Source organism: Enterovibrio norvegicus, assembly GCF_002876705.1.
Taxonomy (GTDB): Bacteria; Pseudomonadota; Gammaproteobacteria; order Enterobacterales; family Vibrionaceae; genus Enterovibrio; species Enterovibrio norvegicus_B.
The window spans coordinates 1-15,663 of the sequence record NZ_MDAG01000011.1; the positions used below are offsets into that span (position 1 = coordinate 1).

Sequence of the window (15,663 nt, forward strand, 5' to 3'; positions counted from 1 at the left end):
TTTGAGATTTTTCAGCGTGGTGTTCACCGCATCCAAAACGTCTTGTTGACTTCCTTCAACCGCGATAAGCACTGGGCTTTTCCGTTGAAGCAGGCGGGCATTCTACTGATTGAGTTGTTAACGTCAAGCGTTTATTTTCAATCAATTTTGAAGCCGTTTCGCCGTACTGATTCAGTGGCCAGTTCCGTGTGGAGCAGGTCGCCGTGTCAGTGAGGTCGCATTATAGGGATGGTTCAGATCTTGGCAAGGGGTTTTGCGAGGTTTTTCATGAAAAATGGCCTGTTCGGCCATTTTTCAATCAATGTGATGTTAAAGCGAGCCAAATCGCTCTGAAAGCAGCTTCACTCGGGCCCAATTAGTGTACTCAATTTCTTTTGTAGGGTCTGTTTCTCCCCCAGTCATCTTCATAATGAACTGAATCATTACTCTGTCGAAGAATTTATACCGAGGGTAATAGAGTGCACCGGCAAACACATCAAGTAACTTAGGCTGCCACGGAGACAGCGTTAAGAACTTCTTCATATAAACACTGGTTTCTGGCGTGTCTTTCTCGGGCTTTCTCGCCGTTAAGTTCACACAGAAGAACGCCGTCTTTGCTTTATCCAATTCAGAAAGGTGCCTATCAATGAACTTATAGAGCTTCTTATTAAGATGACCATAGCGAATTGATGCACCAATCATGACTTTGTCATACGGTGTAAAGTCGATATCTGGAGTCTCATGGAGATCCACCAGCTCGCACTGATGAGTATCAACCAGCTCCTTCTCTATATAACGAAGGATTTTGATGGTTTGCCCTTCACGGCTAGAGTGAAGTAGAAGCGCTTTTTTCACGAATTATCCTTATATAGCTAAAAGGCGTTTACTGACTAACTGCGCCAGAAGGTCGGGGTGAATAACACCAATAAGGTGAACACTTCTAAACGTCCGAAAAGCATAGAAACAATTAACACCCATTTCGCACTGTCATTAATATCACCAAAGTGCACAGCAACCTCTCCTAAGCCGGGGCCTAAGTTATTAAGCGTTGCGGTGACTGCAGAGAATGCACTCAACTCATCAAGACCTGTTGCGATTAATGCCAACATACATAGAACAAAGACCAACGCATATGCAGAGAAGAATCCCCATACCGCATCAACGACCTGCTGAGGTAATGCCTTGTTCCCAACTTTGATGGTGTAAACCGCCCTTGGGTGAACCAAACGTTTTAATTCACGAGAACCTTGTAGGGAAAGTAACAAGATTCGGATCACTTTCATCCCACCACCGGTTGAACCCGCACACCCTCCGATAAATGAAGAAAAAAGCAAAAGCACAGGCAAGAACAGGGGCCACTCAGAAAACCCTGTCGTGGTATAGCCAGCCGTTGTACTGATAGAAACGGTTTGGAAAATGGCTTGGTTAAAGGCTTCAAACTCAGAATCGTAGGTACTGTGGCTTAATAGCATCCAGAAAACGATAGAAAGCAAAATCAGCTGAATCACAATAAACGCGCGAAATTCGGGATCTTTAAAATAGTACCCAGGGTGTAACTTGCCACTCGAAAACGCAGCAAAGTGCAGTGAAAAGTTACAAGCAGATATAAAGAGGAAAAAGACCGTGATGAAGTTAATCGCCGGGCTATTGAAATAACCGATACTCGCATCATGGGTTGAGAACCCCCCAATCGCGACGGTAGAAAAGCTATGACTGATTGCATCAAAGACGCTCATGCCAGCCAGCCAGTAGGCGAATGCACACGACAAGGTCAACGCTAGGTAGATGTACCACAGCGCTTTTGCGGTTTCCGCAATCCTTGGTGTCATCTTGCTGTCTTTCACTGGCCCTGGGATCTCAGCGCGATACAGCTGCATACCCCCGATACCCAGCACGGGCAAAATCGCCACGGCCAAGACAATGATACCCATACCGCCGAACCACTGCAGAAGCTGGCGATAGAACAAGACCGCTTTTGGTAAGTCATCGAGGCCTACCATTACTGTTGCACCTGTCGTTGTCAGCCCAGAAAAGGATTCGAAAAAGGCATCAGTCACTGACATGGAAGGTTGTTCGGAGAGCATAAACGGGATTGACCCCGCGCTCCCGATAACCGTCCAAAACAACACAACAATAAGGAAGCCATCTCTGGCTTTGAGCTCATGGCGATAGCGGCGGTTCGGAAACCACAACATGCCGCCACCAGCAAGTAGGAGGAAGAAGGTGAGAACGAAAGGGAAACCCTCACCGTCTCGATAGATAAATGCCACCACTGCTGGCGCCAGCATGGTGATACTAAATAGTGCCAGGAGTAACCCGACAATTCGAATTATTGAACGAAACTGCATAGCCTGAGACGGCGCATTCCTTGTATCCAGGGGTTAGCCTGAATCATGATTTATTATCTAGCCCGGTAGCACTTACCTGACCCCGTGTGCGATTGAATATCTCACTGGCGATCTGGTCGGCACTCCGTGCATCCACTTCCACTGTCATCAACACATTATGGCTGAATTCAGTATTAACCTGAACCGCGTTGTGAGATGCCAAGATGGATTCAATCAAGGCAATGTGAGGGTATTCACAGCTTAGTGTGAACTGGACCGTAATTGCCTTTTCGTTTGTTGCAAGTTTTGTCAGCGCTTGTTGAACCCCTCCGCCATAGGCTTTAACCAAGCCACCCGTTCCTAATCGAATACCACCATAGTAGCGAGTAACCACCGCAGTTATCTCACCAACACCTGAACCTGTGAGCTGCGCAAGGATTGGTTTCCCTGCCGTTCCTGAAGGTTCTCCATCGTCACTAAAGCCCCAAGACATCGAATCATCAGGACGCCCAGCAACAAAAGCCCAGCAATTATGGCGGGCATCGCCGTGTCGCGCTTTGATATCTGCAACAAACGCTTTTGCGTTTTCAACGCCCGGCGTATGAGCTAGGTAGGTAATAAAGCGACTCTTCTTTATTTCCTCTTCTGACACCACTGCATCGGCAGGGATCAGATAAGGGGTGATATTCATTACATAGACCTATCATATAAAAGGCGCGGGATGTTAACACAGTAACACCTTTTCACGGCTAACCGCGTTTACGGGTTTCACAATGTCTCCAACGCGTTGAGACACAGATCAAACACTTGATTTAAACAATCGTTTAACATTTTGGTTGCTTTATTGATCGGTGACGTTCAGACTGAATTAACTGGTCTTACCAGACTAATCCTATTTACGGTAAACCAATAACCAGACATAGAGCTGGCAATACGGAGATAGAACATGATTTACCAAGGTGACACGCTGTCCGTACGCTATTTGGAAAATGGCCTTGCGGAACTCAACCTCGACGCACCAGGTTCTGTTAACAAATTTGACCTTGCAACGCTGGAAAGCCTCAACGAAGCCTTAGACGCATTAGCAAAAGAGACAGACGTAAAAGCCCTGCTTCTTACCTCTGCAAAAAGCGCCTTTGTTGTCGGTGCCGACATCACTGAATTTTTAGGTTTGTTTGCCAAACCCGAAAATGAGCTCTCAGAATGGGTCACTCACGCGAACAACATCTTCAACAAGCTTGAAGATCTGCCCTTCCCGACCATATCAGTAATCACTGGGTATGCATTAGGCGGTGGCTGTGAGTGTATCTTAGCGACAGATTTCCGTATTGCAGATTCCACTGCACGCATTGGTTTGCCAGAAACGAAACTGGGCATCATGCCGGGGTTTGGCGGCACAGTTCGTATGCCTCGCCTATTAGGGGCTGATACCGCGATGGAACTCATCACCGCGGGTAAAGAAAGCAAAGCCCCAGCCGCACTGAAACTCGGTTTGGTTGATGCAGTAACTGCACCGGATGACCTTCGTGATGCCGCAATTCAACTGGCGACACAAGCCGTTGAAGGAAAGCTTGATTGGCAATCACGCCGCGCACAGAAAAAAGCGCCACTGCAACTGAACAAGATGGAAGCCACCATGAGCTTCACCATGGCAAAAGGCATGGTTGCTCGTGTTGCAGGCCCACACTACCCCGCGCCAATGACCGCCGTTATCTCTATTGAAGAAGCAGCGCGAAGCGGCCGTGACGACGCACTTGTGGTTGAGAACAAACATTTCGTTAAGCTCGCGAAAAACGAAGTGACCCAAGCCTTGGTCGGCATCTTCCTCAATGACCAATACTTGAAAGCAGAAGCAAAGAAAGCAGCTAAAGCCGGTAAAGCGACAGAACGTGCATCCGTATTAGGTGCTGGCATCATGGGTGGCGGTATTGCCTACCAATCAGCCAGTAGAGGCGTACCAGTACTGATGAAAGACATCAGCCAAGCATCTCTTGAAACGGGGATGAAAGAAGCCTCCAAATTGCTTAACAAGCAATTAGAGCGCGGTCGAATCAACGGCCTAAAAATGGCAGATATTTTGGCATCCATCACCCCTAGTCTTCATTACGCAGGTATTGAACACGCTGACGTGATTGTTGAAGCCGTGGTTGAGAACCCGAAAATCAAAGCAGCTGTGCTCAGTGAAGTAGAAGACATGATCAGTGAAGATGCAGTGCTCGCATCGAACACATCTACCATCCCTATCGACTTGCTGGCGAAATCCCTCAAACGCCCAGAGAACTTCTGTGGTATGCACTTCTTCAACCCAGTGCACCGCATGCCATTGGTGGAAGTTATTCGCGGTAAAGACACCTCCGACGAAACGGTGTCTCGCGTTGTAGCTTACGCCGCCAAAATGGGCAAAAGCCCCGTGGTCGTTAACGACTGCCCAGGGTTTTTCGTTAACCGTGTCCTTTTCCCTTACTTTGCTGGCTTTAGCTTGTTACTGCGCGATGGTGCAGACTTCAAAGCTGTCGACAAAATTATGGAGAAGAAATTCGGCTGGCCAATGGGCCCGGCTTACCTGCTGGATGTGGTGGGTATCGATACCGCGCACCATGCACAAGCCGTGATGGCGGAAGGTTTCCCAGAGCGCATGGCAAAAGACTACAAAGATGGCGTTGATGTCATGTTTGAAAATGAACGCTTCGGTCAGAAAAATGGTTCTGGCTTCTACCGCTACTCCATCGACCGCAAAGGTAAGCCGAAGAAAGACGTGGATGCAGATGCGGAAGCATTGTTGGCACCGGTTGTTGGCAACAGCACGGAATTCAGTGATAGCGATACCATCAACCGAATGATGGTGCCGATGATCAACGAAGTGGTGCGCTGTTTAGAAGAAGGCATCATCGCTACGCCGCAAGAAGCGGACATGGCGCTGGTATATGGTCTTGGTTTCCCTCCTTTCCGTGGTGGCGTTTTCCGCTATCTCGACACCATCGGATTGGCGAATTATGTAGAAATGGCTGACAAGCTTGCTGACCTCGGTGCGGTTTATCACGTACCACAAGGTCTGCGCGATAAAGCAGCCAAAGGCGAAGGGTACTTCGATGCCCAACGACAGTCTGCCTAACCACACGGATTAAGAATAAGAGGGAAAACACAATGAACAACGTAGTGATTGTCGATTGCATTCGAACCCCAATGGGACGCTCCAAAGCCGGCGCGTATCGAAACGTCCGTGCGGAAGATTTGTCTGCACACTTGATGCAATCTTTGCTGGCACGTAACCCACAGCTCGATCCAGCAGACATTGAAGATATTTACTGGGGTTGTGTGCAACAAACCCTAGAGCAAGGTTTCAACGTCGCGCGCAACGCCTCGCTACTTGCAGGTATTCCGCACTCAGTGGCAGCGACCACCGTTAACCGCCTTTGTGGTTCATCCATGCAAGCCCTGCATGATGCAAGCCGTGCCATCATGATTGGCGATGCGGATGTCTGTCTGATTGGTGGTGTGGAGCACATGGGACACGTTCCTATGACCCACGGTGTTGATTTCCATCCAGGCCTGTCAAAATCTGTCGCGAAAGCTGCAGGCATGATGGGACTGACAGCGGAAATGCTCGGCCGCATTCACGGTATCAGTCGCGAACAACAAGATGCCTTTGCTGCGCGTTCACACCAACGTGCCTATGCCGCCACCGTTGAAGGACGCTTTAAAAATGAAATCATGCCAACCGAAGGGCATGACGACAAAGGCGGCCTCATCCTTCTGGAGAACGATGAAGTTATTCGTCCCGAAACGACCGTTGAAGGCTTGGCAGGATTGCGCCCGGTGTTCGACCCAGTGAACGGAACCGTGACCGCGGGAACATCATCAGCCCTTTCCGATGGTGCCGCGGCCATGTTGGTCATGAGCGAAGACAAGGCCAAATCACTCGGCCTTCCAATCCGCGCGCGCATTCGTTCAATGGCAGTTGCAGGTTGTGATCCGTCGATCATGGGTTACGGCCCTGTACCTGCGAGTCACAAAGCACTTAAACGTGCAGGTTTAAGCATTGATGACATTGGCATGGTCGAGCTGAATGAAGCATTTGCCGCACAGTCACTGCCGTGTGCGAAAGACCTCGGTTTGCTCGATAAGGTTGACGACAAAGTGAACCTTAATGGTGGCGCGATTGCTCTGGGTCACCCATTAGGTTGTTCTGGTGCGCGAATTTCAACAACGCTCATTAACCTGATGGAAGCGAACGATGTTGAATTTGGTCTTGCCACCATGTGTATCGGGCTTGGTCAAGGTATCGCAACCGTCTTTGAACGTGTTGAATAACTAACAATACGCGCAATCGAAAAGCCGGACACATCCTACGTCCGGCTTTTTCTTTTGATAACCACACGACAACCCACCCAAACATGTGTTTCATAATCGAACTGCCCCTCAGAAATTCACGTCACGTTGACCAAACACCATCATCTGACCGCATAGCATTGCGCTTAAGTATGCGAAACAAAACAATCTATGCTTTTAGCGCATAGGGCAAATGAATTAGATTCATTATTTTCATGGCGAATTTGGTTCTACACTCTAGGCATCATTTCTTGCCCTTTCCGGAGAATACGGCATGTTCAAAGCTCTCGTGCTGGATCAAGCAGACAAAATCACCACCTCAAGCATCCAAGAATTGGAAATCAGCCAATTGCCAGAAGGCGATGTATTGATTGATGTTGATTACTCATCATTGAACTACAAAGATGGTTTAGCGATTACTGGCAAAGGCCGTATCGTGCGTGATTTCCCAATGGTTCCTGGTATCGATCTTACCGGTACCGTGGTTGAATCTTCTGATGAGCGTTATACCGCAGGTCAGAAAGTGGTATTAACTGGCTGGGGTGTCGGTGAAGGTCATTGGGGTGGCATGGCGCAAAAAGCGCGCTTGAAAGCAGATTGGCTTGTTCCGCTACCAGAAACACTGTCTGGCGACCAAGCAATGAAAATTGGTACTGCAGGCCTAACCGCAATGCTTTGTGTGCAAGCGCTTCAAGATGCGGGCATTACACCAGAGAAAGGTGAAATCCTTGTCACTGGTGCAAGTGGCGGTGTGGGCTCTGTTGCCGTTACACTTCTTTCAACACTGGGTTACCAAGTGGTTGCTGTGACCGGTCGTGCAAGCGAAAACGGTGAGTGGCTGAAAGAACTAGGCGCATCTCGCATTGTTGAGCGCAGTGAATTCGATGACGCAGGCCGTCCACTCGAAAAACAACTGTGGGCCGGTGCGGTTGATACCGTGGGCAGCAAAATGTTGGCACGCGTTTTAGCACAAACAGATTACGACGGTGCTGTTGCAGCGTGTGGTTTGGCTGGCGGTTTTGACCTTCCAACCACCGTAATGCCTTTCATTCTGCGCGGCGTGAAATTGCTGGGTGTGGATTCTGTTTACGCACCGTTTGAACGCCGCCAAAAAGCATGGAAACGCATCTCAGAGATTCTACCGGCAAGCTACTTCGAGCACGGTTGTTCTGAAATCGGCCTAGAAGACGTTGCAGATGCTGCTGAAGCCATCACTAACGGTCAAATTAAAGGTCGCGTGTTGATCAAGCTATAAGCCAAGTCATCGCCCAATAAAAAACGGAGCCTCGCGCTCCGTTTTTTGATCTGCCCTGAGCAACTTCGCTGCTGTCCGCAAGGTCGCTACACCAACCCCATGTCTTTGGTTCGGCTCGCTATCAGTCGGCCACACTCTTCTTTGATCAAATTACGCAGCCATACTTGTGCCGTTGAATGCTCAGTACGCGGGTGCCAAATGAGTGAATAATCAAACGGCTTAAAATCAAATGGCAGCGGCTTGATCACTAAATCGTATTTCTCAGCCACTAAATAAGCGAGATCAGCGGGTACCGTAATGATCAAAGGAATCGAGTCCACCATCGCGAGCGCCGCTTCTAAATGATAAGCACGCAACGCCAATTTTGGTTTTGGGTACCCTCTTAACGCATCATCAATCAGGGTTTTCACGCCATCACTGATGGCTATCACTGCATGCGGATAAGACAGGTAATCGTCTAATGTTAAGGTTTCATCCGCCAATGGATGATGCTTCGCCAATAGGCAAAACACACTGACCAAGCCAAGTTTGTCTGACTCTAACGGGTCCACAGCACCTGTCGAACGACAGATCGCCATGTCGCACCCTTCCGATGCTAACTGTCGTAACAATTGATCGTGTTGCAACGGCGCAAACTCAAGCGACACATTCGGCGCTTCTTCGTAAATACGTGGCAGAGCAAACGGCAAGATCGTTTGCATGGCATAATCCGTCGTCGCTATCTTGAACAACTGATCGCAATTTGTAGGGTCAAACTCCTCGGGTGAAAGAATCGTCCGAAGTGAATCCAAAGGGGCTGTCAGTGAGGTATTGAGTTCCAGCGCACGTTGCGTTGGAATCAACTGCTGACCATGGCGTGTGAATAACGGATCACCCGTTAAACGGCGAAGACGACCCAGCACGCGACTCATCGCCGATTGACTCAAACTTAATCGCACCGCGGCCTTACTGACACTGCCTTCTTCTAGCAGTACCCGCAACGCGATGAGCAAGTTGAGATCACGGCGATAAATATCTTCAAGTTCCATAGATAGCTCAAACAAGGTAATGTGCGGCCATTATACTCAAGCGCGGCCATTATGCTTATGCGTCTGGCACGACTGAGATAGCCAAATTTTAGATAAAAAAAATCCCGCATATAGCGGGGAAGCCCAAGAAACTGGGTGTGAGTGTATCGATGAGTGAGTAGCTTAGCTGCTGAACCAACCTATTATCCGTATCGCGACAGAAGGAGAAGTCTGTCTGCTTAGGGGTTCACAACACAATCGTTAACAGCTTGTTAATTAAATTACACATATATTTTACAATTCCAAGCCCTGTTGAATATTTTGTCGTCATAAGTATGATCAGGTCGACGTTTTTAATGCGACGAAAGAATATGAGTTCAGAATTTGAAAAACCGGATCATTATTTAGACGCTGAAGGCCTGCGTTGTCCTGAGCCTGTAATGATGGTGAGAAAAACAATCCGTAACATGAAAGAAGGCGAATCGTTGTTAATTGTTGCCGATGACCCATCGACGACGCGCGACATTCCAAGCTTTTGCCGGTTTATGGATCATACGCTCGTCGCACAAGAATCAGAATCAGCGCCATATCGCTACCTGATCCGCAAAGGTGTGTGAACAGCGCTACAGTTCACACAATATATGCAGCAGGCAAAACAAGAAAAGGCAGCTTAGGCTGCCTTTTTTATTGTTCAATATTCAAACGCAGAGGACTGTTCAACATCACTTATCTTCTTACGCAGCACAACGTTTTCACGTTCAAGTTCCCGCAACTCTTTTTTCAGCGGCAAAATATACCGAACACGAATCAGCGCATCGATAGATAAGTAAGTGGTCACTATCGCACCAACCACCATGGGTATCCACATATCGGTAAGCATCATACCCAAAATATTGAGCGCTAACGCCGTGTGAAACAACCACAGTTGACTACGTGGACTGATCGCGAGAAACCGCTCCATAACGTGCTCCTTACATCAACCTAACTTCCCTCACGCTACCATGAAGTTTGTCATGGGAGTGTCGATATAATCACACATTTATACGCCGGAAGATGACATTACAGTTTCAATAACACCACCACCGCGAGGACTAAAAACACGGCTGCGGTGATATACCTCATGGTATCCAAAGGCAACGCATTCGCCGCTTTTTTTCCAAACAACACCACAGGTACATTGGCCAGCAACATGCCTATCGTCGTACCGATGATCACCAGCCACAACGCCTCATGATACTGGGCGCCAAGCATGGTGGTTGCCACTTGCGTTTTGTCCCCTATCTCAGCAATAAAAAACGCAATGAAGCTCGCCACAAAAGGCCCGTGTTTTGATTCAGACTCTTCGTCAAATTTATCGGGGATAAGTATCCAGCCCGCCATCGCAACAAAGCTCAGCAACAATACCCAATTCAAAATCTCGGGAGAAAGATAGTCTGCAACCACCACACCCAACCAAGCGGCTAATGCATGATTCAATAACGTCGCGAAAAAGATGGCCAGAATGATAGGTATGGGTTTGCGGTATCGACTTGCTAACAGCAAGGACAAGAGTTGAGTTTTATCACCGATTTCCGCCAAGGCGACGGTCGTGATAGAGACGACAAGTATGCTCATTATTGTTTTCCAGGGCGGGTGATTGATTCGACAACAATGACAGATCCCATGCCCCGCCGGTTCATGTGATATGTCATTGGTCTCGTCAAACTCACAATGTAAGTCGTCATTACCATGAAGCATGTGGCTTCAACTATGTTGATAATGACCTCGCTGGCGCGAGAGACTACTCCCCAAAAACGACCTGCATTCTACGATTATCTGTGGCACAGACTCAATAGTCTCAATTCAAGAGTTCCGACAAACATCGCTTGTCTCATGTTCAACGGACAAAAAACCGCCATCAACGCTACTTATCCCACGCCTAGCGCGTTATAATCGCGTGTTATTTTCCATTCACTAATCGCGCGAACCTGACGATGCAAAAATTCGACGTTAAAACTTTTCAGGGCATGATCCTCGCGCTGCAGGATTACTGGGCCCAACAAGGTTGCACCATCGTGCAACCACTCGACATGGAAGTAGGTGCAGGCACCTCTCACCCAATGACGTGTCTGCGAGCAATCGGCCCCGAGCCAATTGCAGCCGCATACGTTCAACCTTCACGTCGCCCGACTGATGGCCGTTACGGTGAAAACCCTAACCGTCTACAACACTACTATCAGTTCCAGACCATCATGAAGCCATCTCCTGACAACATTCAGGAATTGTACTTGGGTTCGCTACGTGTTCTTGGTATCGACCCAGAAGTGCATGATATTCGCTTCGTAGAAGACAACTGGGAAAACCCAACATTGGGTGCTTGGGGTCTTGGCTGGGAAGTTTGGCTAAATGGCATGGAAGTGACGCAGTTTACTTACTTCCAGCAAGTAGGTGGACTTGAGTGTAAGCCGGTTACCGGCGAAATCACTTACGGTATCGAACGTCTTGCCATGTACATTCAAGCGGTAGACTCTGTTTATGACTTGGTATGGACCGATGGCCCATTCGGCAAAGTGACGTACGGCGATATCTTCCACCAGAACGAAGTTGAGCAATCGACCTACAACTTTGAACACGCAGATGTAGATTTCTTGTTTGCGTACTTCGATCAGTGCGAGAAAGAGTGTAAGCACCTTCTCGAACTTGAAAAGCCACTGTCTCTTCCAGCGTATGAGCGCATTCTAAAAGCAGGCCATGCATTCAACCTATTGGATGCACGTAAGGCAATCTCTGTGACTGAGCGTCAACGCTACATCCTTCGCATTCGTAACCTGACGAAGTCAGTTGCAGAAGCGTACTACGCATCACGTGAAGCACTTGGCTTCCCAATGTGTAAAAAGGATGAGGAGAAGTAAGATGGCAAAGAATTTCCTGATTGAGCTAGGTACAGAAGAATTGCCACCAACGCAACTTCGTACCCTTGCTGAAGCGTTCGCTGCGAACTTTGAAAGAGAATTGAAAGACGCAGAGCTAACGCACGAAGGCATTACTTGGTACGCGACCCCTCGCCGCCTTGCATTGAAGATTGCATCGCTGGACGAGCAACAAGCTGACAAGCTGGTTGAGAAACGTGGACCTGCTGTGTCTGTTGCGTTTGATGCCGATGGTAATCCAACCAAAGCGGCACAAGGTTGGGCGCGTGGTAACGGTATCACCGTTGAACAAGCTGACCGTATTGCAACTGACAAAGGCGAATGGCTTCTGTTTAAACAAGAAGTCAAAGGCCAAGACGCGAAAGAAATCATTGTTTCACTGGCAGATAAAGCACTGGCCAATCTGCCTATCGCGAAGCCAATGCGTTGGGGAGATAAAGACACCCAATTCATCCGCCCTGTAAAAACCCTGACCATCCTGATGGGTGAAGACCTTATTGAAGGCACCATCATGGGCGTGGCTTCTGCACGCACTATCCGTGGTCACCGCTTTATGGGTGAACCAGAATTTACCATCGACAATGCCGATCAGTATCCAGCAATCTTGGAAGAGCGCGGTAAAGTCATGGCGGATTACGAAGCGCGTAAAGCCATCATTCTCGAGGATGCGAAGAAAGCGGCAGAGCTGGTTGGCGGTATCGCAGATCTAGAAGATGACTTGGTAGAAGAAGTCACCTCTTTGGTTGAATGGCCAGTTGTACTGACCGCAACCTTCGAAGAAGCGTTCTTGAAGGTACCTGCTGAAGCGCTGGTTTACACCATGAAAGGTGACCAGAAGTACTTCCCTGTTTACAGCGAAGACAAGCAGCTTCTGCCTAACTTCATCTTCGTATCAAACATCGAGTCAAAAGAGCCACGCCACGTTATTGAAGGTAACGAGAAGGTTGTACGCCCTCGCCTAGCGGATGCGGAATTCTTCTTCAATACCGACCGTAAGCGTCCGTTGATTGATCGTTTGCCACAATTGGAAACGGCGATTTTCCAGAAACAATTGGGCACCATCAAAGACAAAACGGATCGTATCACCGAGCTTGCTGGCTACATTGCTGACAAGATTGGTACTGACGTTGATAACGCGAAACGTGCAGGCCTGCTTGCGAAATGTGATTTGATGACCTCAATGGTTTTTGAATTCACTGACACCCAAGGTGTGATGGGCATGCACTATGCTCGCCACGATGGCGAAGCTGAAGAAGTTGCGGTCGCGCTGAACGAGCAATACATGCCACGTTTTGCTGGCGATGATTTACCTAGCAATGGTGTTTCATCTGCTCTGTCGATGGCTGACAAGCTTGATACTATCGTCGGTATCTTTGGTATTGGCCAAGCACCGAAAGGCTCTGATCCATTCGCGCTTCGTCGTGCATCTTTGGGTGTGCTTCGTATCATCGTTGAATACGGTTACGACTTGGATTTGGTTGACCTTGTTGCCAAAGCAAAATCACTGTTTGCGCTAGAAGATGGCACCAGCCGTCTGACTAACGACAACGTTGAGAGTGATGTTATCGAATTCATGCTGGGTCGCTTCCGTGCTTGGTATCAAGACGAAGGCCACAGTGTAGACGTTATCCAAGCGGTTCTTGCTCGTCGCCCTACTCAACCAGCAGACTTCGATCAGCGTGTTAAGGCGGTTACTCATTTCCGCTCACTAGACGCTGCAGAATCGCTGGCAGCCGCGAACAAACGTGTGGGTAATATCCTGGCGAAATTCGAAGGCCAACTACCCGCAGCCATCGATGCAAACCTTCTGGTTGAAGATGCAGAGAAAACACTGGCAGACAAAGTGACGTCTTTGGTTGAAAGCCTTGCACCGCTATTTGCGGCTGGTGATTACCAGACCGCGCTGACGCAGCTTGCAGACCTTCGTGAACCTGTAGACAGCTTCTTCGATAACGTCATGGTCATGGCGGAAGATGAAGCCCTAAAGGCTAACCGTCTCGCATTGCTGAATACCCTTCGTAGCCAGTTTATGAACGTTGCAGATATTTCTCTGCTTAAGAAATAAACCTAAACACGAAGAAGAAGCCCCGCATCATTGCGGGGCTTTTTTTTGTCCACTTCTCGCTTCTCAGGATAATTGTTCCACGTGAAACATCATTCTTACGTTATCTTTTACTCCCGAAAAACAATAAAGCGTTATACGTAAATCTGAATTCTAAGCTTCTCAGAAAAAGCCTGAAATCTGCGTTCAATTTGAGCAGTGTTTACGGTATGTTTGATGGATCGCGACGAACAATAAATAAAGGATTAAGGTCTCGCACGTATGCAGTTTTCTAAATTTGGGACGAAGTTTTCCCAACACTCTGGCATCACCCAATTGATGGATGATTTGAATGACGGCTTAAGAAACCCGGATGCCATTATGCTTGGTGGTGGTAACCCAGCAGCCATCCCTGAAATGACAAATCACTTCACTGCACTTAGCCAACAAATGCTAGATGATGGAACCTTGGTTGCCGCACTATCAAACTATGATGGCCCACAAGGTAAAACTGCGTTCATTGAATCACTCGCAACCATGCTCAGCGACACCTATGGTTGGCCGATCACGAGCAAGAACATCATGCTGACCAACGGCAGCCAATGTGCATTCTTCTATCTGTTTAATCTCTTTGCAGGTCACTACGACGATGGCAGTTTTAAGAAAGTGCTTCTTCCGCTCACACCAGAATACATTGGATATGCAGACTCAGGCTTGTCACCCGATATGTTTGTTAGCTTTAAACCTACCATTGAGTATTTGAAAAACCGTCAGTTTAAATACCACGTCGATTTTTCAACATTAGAGATTGATGAGTCAGTCAGCGCCATCTGTGCTTCCAGACCAACAAACCCTACTGGCAATGTTTTAACAGATAACGAAATAGCCCAACTCGACGTGTTGGCACGTAAGCACAATATTCCACTTATCATCGACAACGCTTATGGCGTGCCCTTCCCTAATATCATCTTTGAAGACGTAAAACCCTTCTGGAATGAAAATACGATTCTCTGTTCTAGCCTATCTAAATTAGGTTTACCCGGCGTTCGTTGCGGCATCATTGTCGCTGCAGAAGAAACCATTTCAGCCCTCACTAACATCAACGGCATCGTTAGTTTGTCCCCGTGCGGTGTGGGTCCGGCCATTGCCAACCAAATGCTAAATAATGGGGACTTACTCCGTTTGAGCGAAAACGTCATAAAGCCTTTTTATCAAAAGAAAGCACAACGAAGTGTAGAGCTACTTCAAAGTGCCATTCCAGATCCTCGTTTTAAAATTCACAAACCTGAAGGCGCTATATTTCTTTGGCTTTGGTTCGATGAACTTCCCATTACCACCAAAGAACTATACCAACGCCTGAAAGCAAGAGGATTGCTCATTGTTCCAGGTGAGTACTTCTTTATTGGCTCAGACAGCGAATGGGAACATACACGTCAGTGCTTGCGAATGAACTATGTTCAAGATGATGAGAAGATCCAAAAAGGGATCGAAATACTCGCTGTAGAAGTCGCGAAAGCGTATGGCGAGAAATAATGTTTCACGTGAAACGTTGAGTAAAAGCATCTAACTATTCCGAAGCCAGTTATTCATTAACTGGCTTTTTTTCGACCATCCCCTCGCCTCAGCGTGTTTTTATCAATCGCAATATTCCTACTGACATCTATTCGACATTGTTCTCAGTTCACCTAGCTACGCTCACTTCCCTGAGCAACGTTAATATATAGTGGCAAGTAACTGTTGGCGGACTCAAACAGCAAATATCCTCACATCTTTAGACGTTCAGCCGAGTCACTGGACACTGGCAGAGCCATAGCTT

The 15,663-nt window shown here is 48.0% G+C and carries 14 protein-coding genes and 1 riboswitch; of the genes, 8 read left to right on the top strand and 6 right to left on the bottom strand.

Annotation, left to right across the window (positions count from 1 at the left end; translation table 11 throughout):
• Positions 1-213, top strand: a 213-nt coding sequence (locus tag BCT27_RS25750; RefSeq protein ID WP_206748022.1) for a hypothetical protein, incomplete at its 5' end; no start/stop codon positions are given.
• A gap of 96 nt (positions 214-309) precedes the next feature.
• On the opposite strand, the gene hemG is transcribed toward BCT27_RS25750, so the two are convergent.
• From hemG to BCT27_RS06585, 3 genes are read right to left on the bottom strand one after another with little or no spacing between them, the layout of a single operon-like run.
• Positions 310-834: a menaquinone-dependent protoporphyrinogen IX dehydrogenase gene (hemG, locus tag BCT27_RS06575; protein ID WP_102395360.1), complete on the bottom strand. Its 525-nt coding sequence runs from the start codon at positions 832-834 to the stop codon at positions 310-312.
• Positions 835-869: 35 nt separating this feature from the next.
• Complete coding sequence (locus tag BCT27_RS06580; RefSeq protein ID WP_017014627.1) at positions 870-2,327, bottom strand: TrkH family potassium uptake protein; 1,458 nt, start codon at positions 2,325-2,327, stop codon at positions 870-872.
• Between the two features lie 43 nt (positions 2,328-2,370).
• Positions 2,371-2,997 carry a YigZ family protein gene (locus BCT27_RS06585; protein ID WP_102317210.1) on the bottom strand — a complete coding sequence of 209 codons (627 nt, stop codon included), beginning with the start codon at positions 2,995-2,997 and terminating at the stop codon, positions 2,371-2,373.
• 255 nt (positions 2,998-3,252) lie between these two features.
• Between BCT27_RS06585 and fadB the strand changes: the two genes are divergently transcribed.
• From fadB to acuI, 3 genes are all read left to right on the top strand, one after another.
• Positions 3,253-5,418 (top strand): fatty acid oxidation complex subunit alpha FadB, encoded by a 2,166-nt coding sequence (gene fadB / locus BCT27_RS06590; protein ID WP_102395361.1) that lies wholly within the window; start codon positions 3,253-3,255, stop codon positions 5,416-5,418.
• Between the two features lie 32 nt (positions 5,419-5,450).
• Positions 5,451-6,617: an acetyl-CoA C-acyltransferase FadA gene (gene fadA, locus BCT27_RS06595; protein WP_102317212.1), complete on the top strand. Its 1,167-nt coding sequence runs from the start codon at positions 5,451-5,453 to the stop codon at positions 6,615-6,617.
• A gap of 292 nt (positions 6,618-6,909) precedes the next feature.
• Positions 6,910-7,890, top strand: a complete 981-nt coding sequence (gene acuI / locus BCT27_RS06600; protein WP_102395362.1) for an acrylyl-CoA reductase (NADPH) — start codon at positions 6,910-6,912, stop codon at positions 7,888-7,890.
• A gap of 86 nt (positions 7,891-7,976) precedes the next feature.
• Here acuI and BCT27_RS06605 read toward each other — a convergent pair whose 3' ends face one another.
• The gene (locus BCT27_RS06605) at positions 7,977-8,918 is read right to left on the bottom strand and encodes a LysR family transcriptional regulator (RefSeq protein WP_102317214.1); all 942 of its coding nucleotides are present in this window, start codon (positions 8,916-8,918) and stop codon (positions 7,977-7,979) included.
• A 350-nt stretch (positions 8,919-9,268) separates the two neighbouring features.
• Here BCT27_RS06605 and tusA point away from each other — a divergent pair, with 350 nt between their 5' ends.
• On the top strand, positions 9,269-9,514 hold the full coding sequence (tusA, locus tag BCT27_RS06610) for a sulfurtransferase TusA (RefSeq protein WP_017010567.1): 246 nt from the start codon (positions 9,269-9,271) through the stop codon (positions 9,512-9,514).
• A 74-nt stretch (positions 9,515-9,588) separates the two neighbouring features.
• Here tusA and BCT27_RS06615 read toward each other — a convergent pair whose 3' ends face one another.
• Positions 9,589-9,858, bottom strand: a complete 270-nt coding sequence (locus BCT27_RS06615) for a hypothetical protein (RefSeq protein ID WP_017010568.1) — start codon at positions 9,856-9,858, stop codon at positions 9,589-9,591.
• Between the two features lie 98 nt (positions 9,859-9,956).
• Complete coding sequence (locus tag BCT27_RS06620; protein WP_102395363.1) at positions 9,957-10,511, bottom strand: TMEM165/GDT1 family protein; 555 nt, start codon at positions 10,509-10,511, stop codon at positions 9,957-9,959.
• An 87-nt stretch (positions 10,512-10,598) separates the two neighbouring features.
• A riboswitch (yybP-ykoY riboswitch) is annotated at positions 10,599-10,698 on the bottom strand.
• A 172-nt stretch (positions 10,699-10,870) separates the two neighbouring features.
• Between BCT27_RS06620 and glyQ the strand changes: the two genes are divergently transcribed.
• From glyQ to BCT27_RS06635, 3 genes are all read left to right on the top strand, one after another.
• On the top strand, positions 10,871-11,788 hold the full coding sequence (gene glyQ / locus BCT27_RS06625; protein ID WP_017010570.1) for a glycine--tRNA ligase subunit alpha: 918 nt from the start codon (positions 10,871-10,873) through the stop codon (positions 11,786-11,788).
• A 1-nt stretch (position 11,789) separates the two neighbouring features.
• Complete coding sequence (gene glyS, locus BCT27_RS06630) at positions 11,790-13,871, top strand: glycine--tRNA ligase subunit beta (RefSeq protein WP_102395364.1); 2,082 nt, start codon at positions 11,790-11,792, stop codon at positions 13,869-13,871.
• Between the two features lie 258 nt (positions 13,872-14,129).
• Positions 14,130-15,380, top strand: coding sequence for a valine--pyruvate transaminase (locus tag BCT27_RS06635; protein ID WP_102395365.1), 1,251 nt, complete (start codon positions 14,130-14,132; stop codon positions 15,378-15,380).
• The last annotated feature ends 283 nt before the right edge of the window (positions 15,381-15,663 follow it).

Bases quoted from the DNA above. Each gene is read 5' to 3' on its own strand.
- BCT27_RS06620 (WP_102395363.1), bottom strand. From the start codon at position 10,511: ATGAGCATACTTGTCGTCTCTATCACGACCGTCGCCTTGGCGGAAATC.
- tusA (WP_017010567.1), top strand. From the start codon at position 9,269: ATGAGTTCAGAATTTGAAAAACCGGATCATTATTTAGACGCTGAAGGC.
- BCT27_RS06635 (WP_102395365.1), top strand. From the start codon at position 14,130: ATGCAGTTTTCTAAATTTGGGACGAAGTTTTCCCAACACTCTGGCATC.
- BCT27_RS06585 (WP_102317210.1), bottom strand. From the start codon at position 2,997: ATGAATATCACCCCTTATCTGATCCCTGCCGATGCAGTGGTGTCAGAA.
- acuI (WP_102395362.1), top strand. From the start codon at position 6,910: ATGTTCAAAGCTCTCGTGCTGGATCAAGCAGACAAAATCACCACCTCA.
- fadA (WP_102317212.1), top strand. From the start codon at position 5,451: ATGAACAACGTAGTGATTGTCGATTGCATTCGAACCCCAATGGGACGC.
- glyS (WP_102395364.1), top strand. From the start codon at position 11,790: ATGGCAAAGAATTTCCTGATTGAGCTAGGTACAGAAGAATTGCCACCA.
- fadB (WP_102395361.1), top strand. From the start codon at position 3,253: ATGATTTACCAAGGTGACACGCTGTCCGTACGCTATTTGGAAAATGGC.
- BCT27_RS06605 (WP_102317214.1), bottom strand. From the start codon at position 8,918: ATGGAACTTGAAGATATTTATCGCCGTGATCTCAACTTGCTCATCGCG.
- BCT27_RS06580 (WP_017014627.1), bottom strand. From the start codon at position 2,327: ATGCAGTTTCGTTCAATAATTCGAATTGTCGGGTTACTCCTGGCACTA.
- BCT27_RS06615 (WP_017010568.1), bottom strand. From the start codon at position 9,858: ATGGAGCGGTTTCTCGCGATCAGTCCACGTAGTCAACTGTGGTTGTTT.
- glyQ (WP_017010570.1), top strand. From the start codon at position 10,871: ATGCAAAAATTCGACGTTAAAACTTTTCAGGGCATGATCCTCGCGCTG.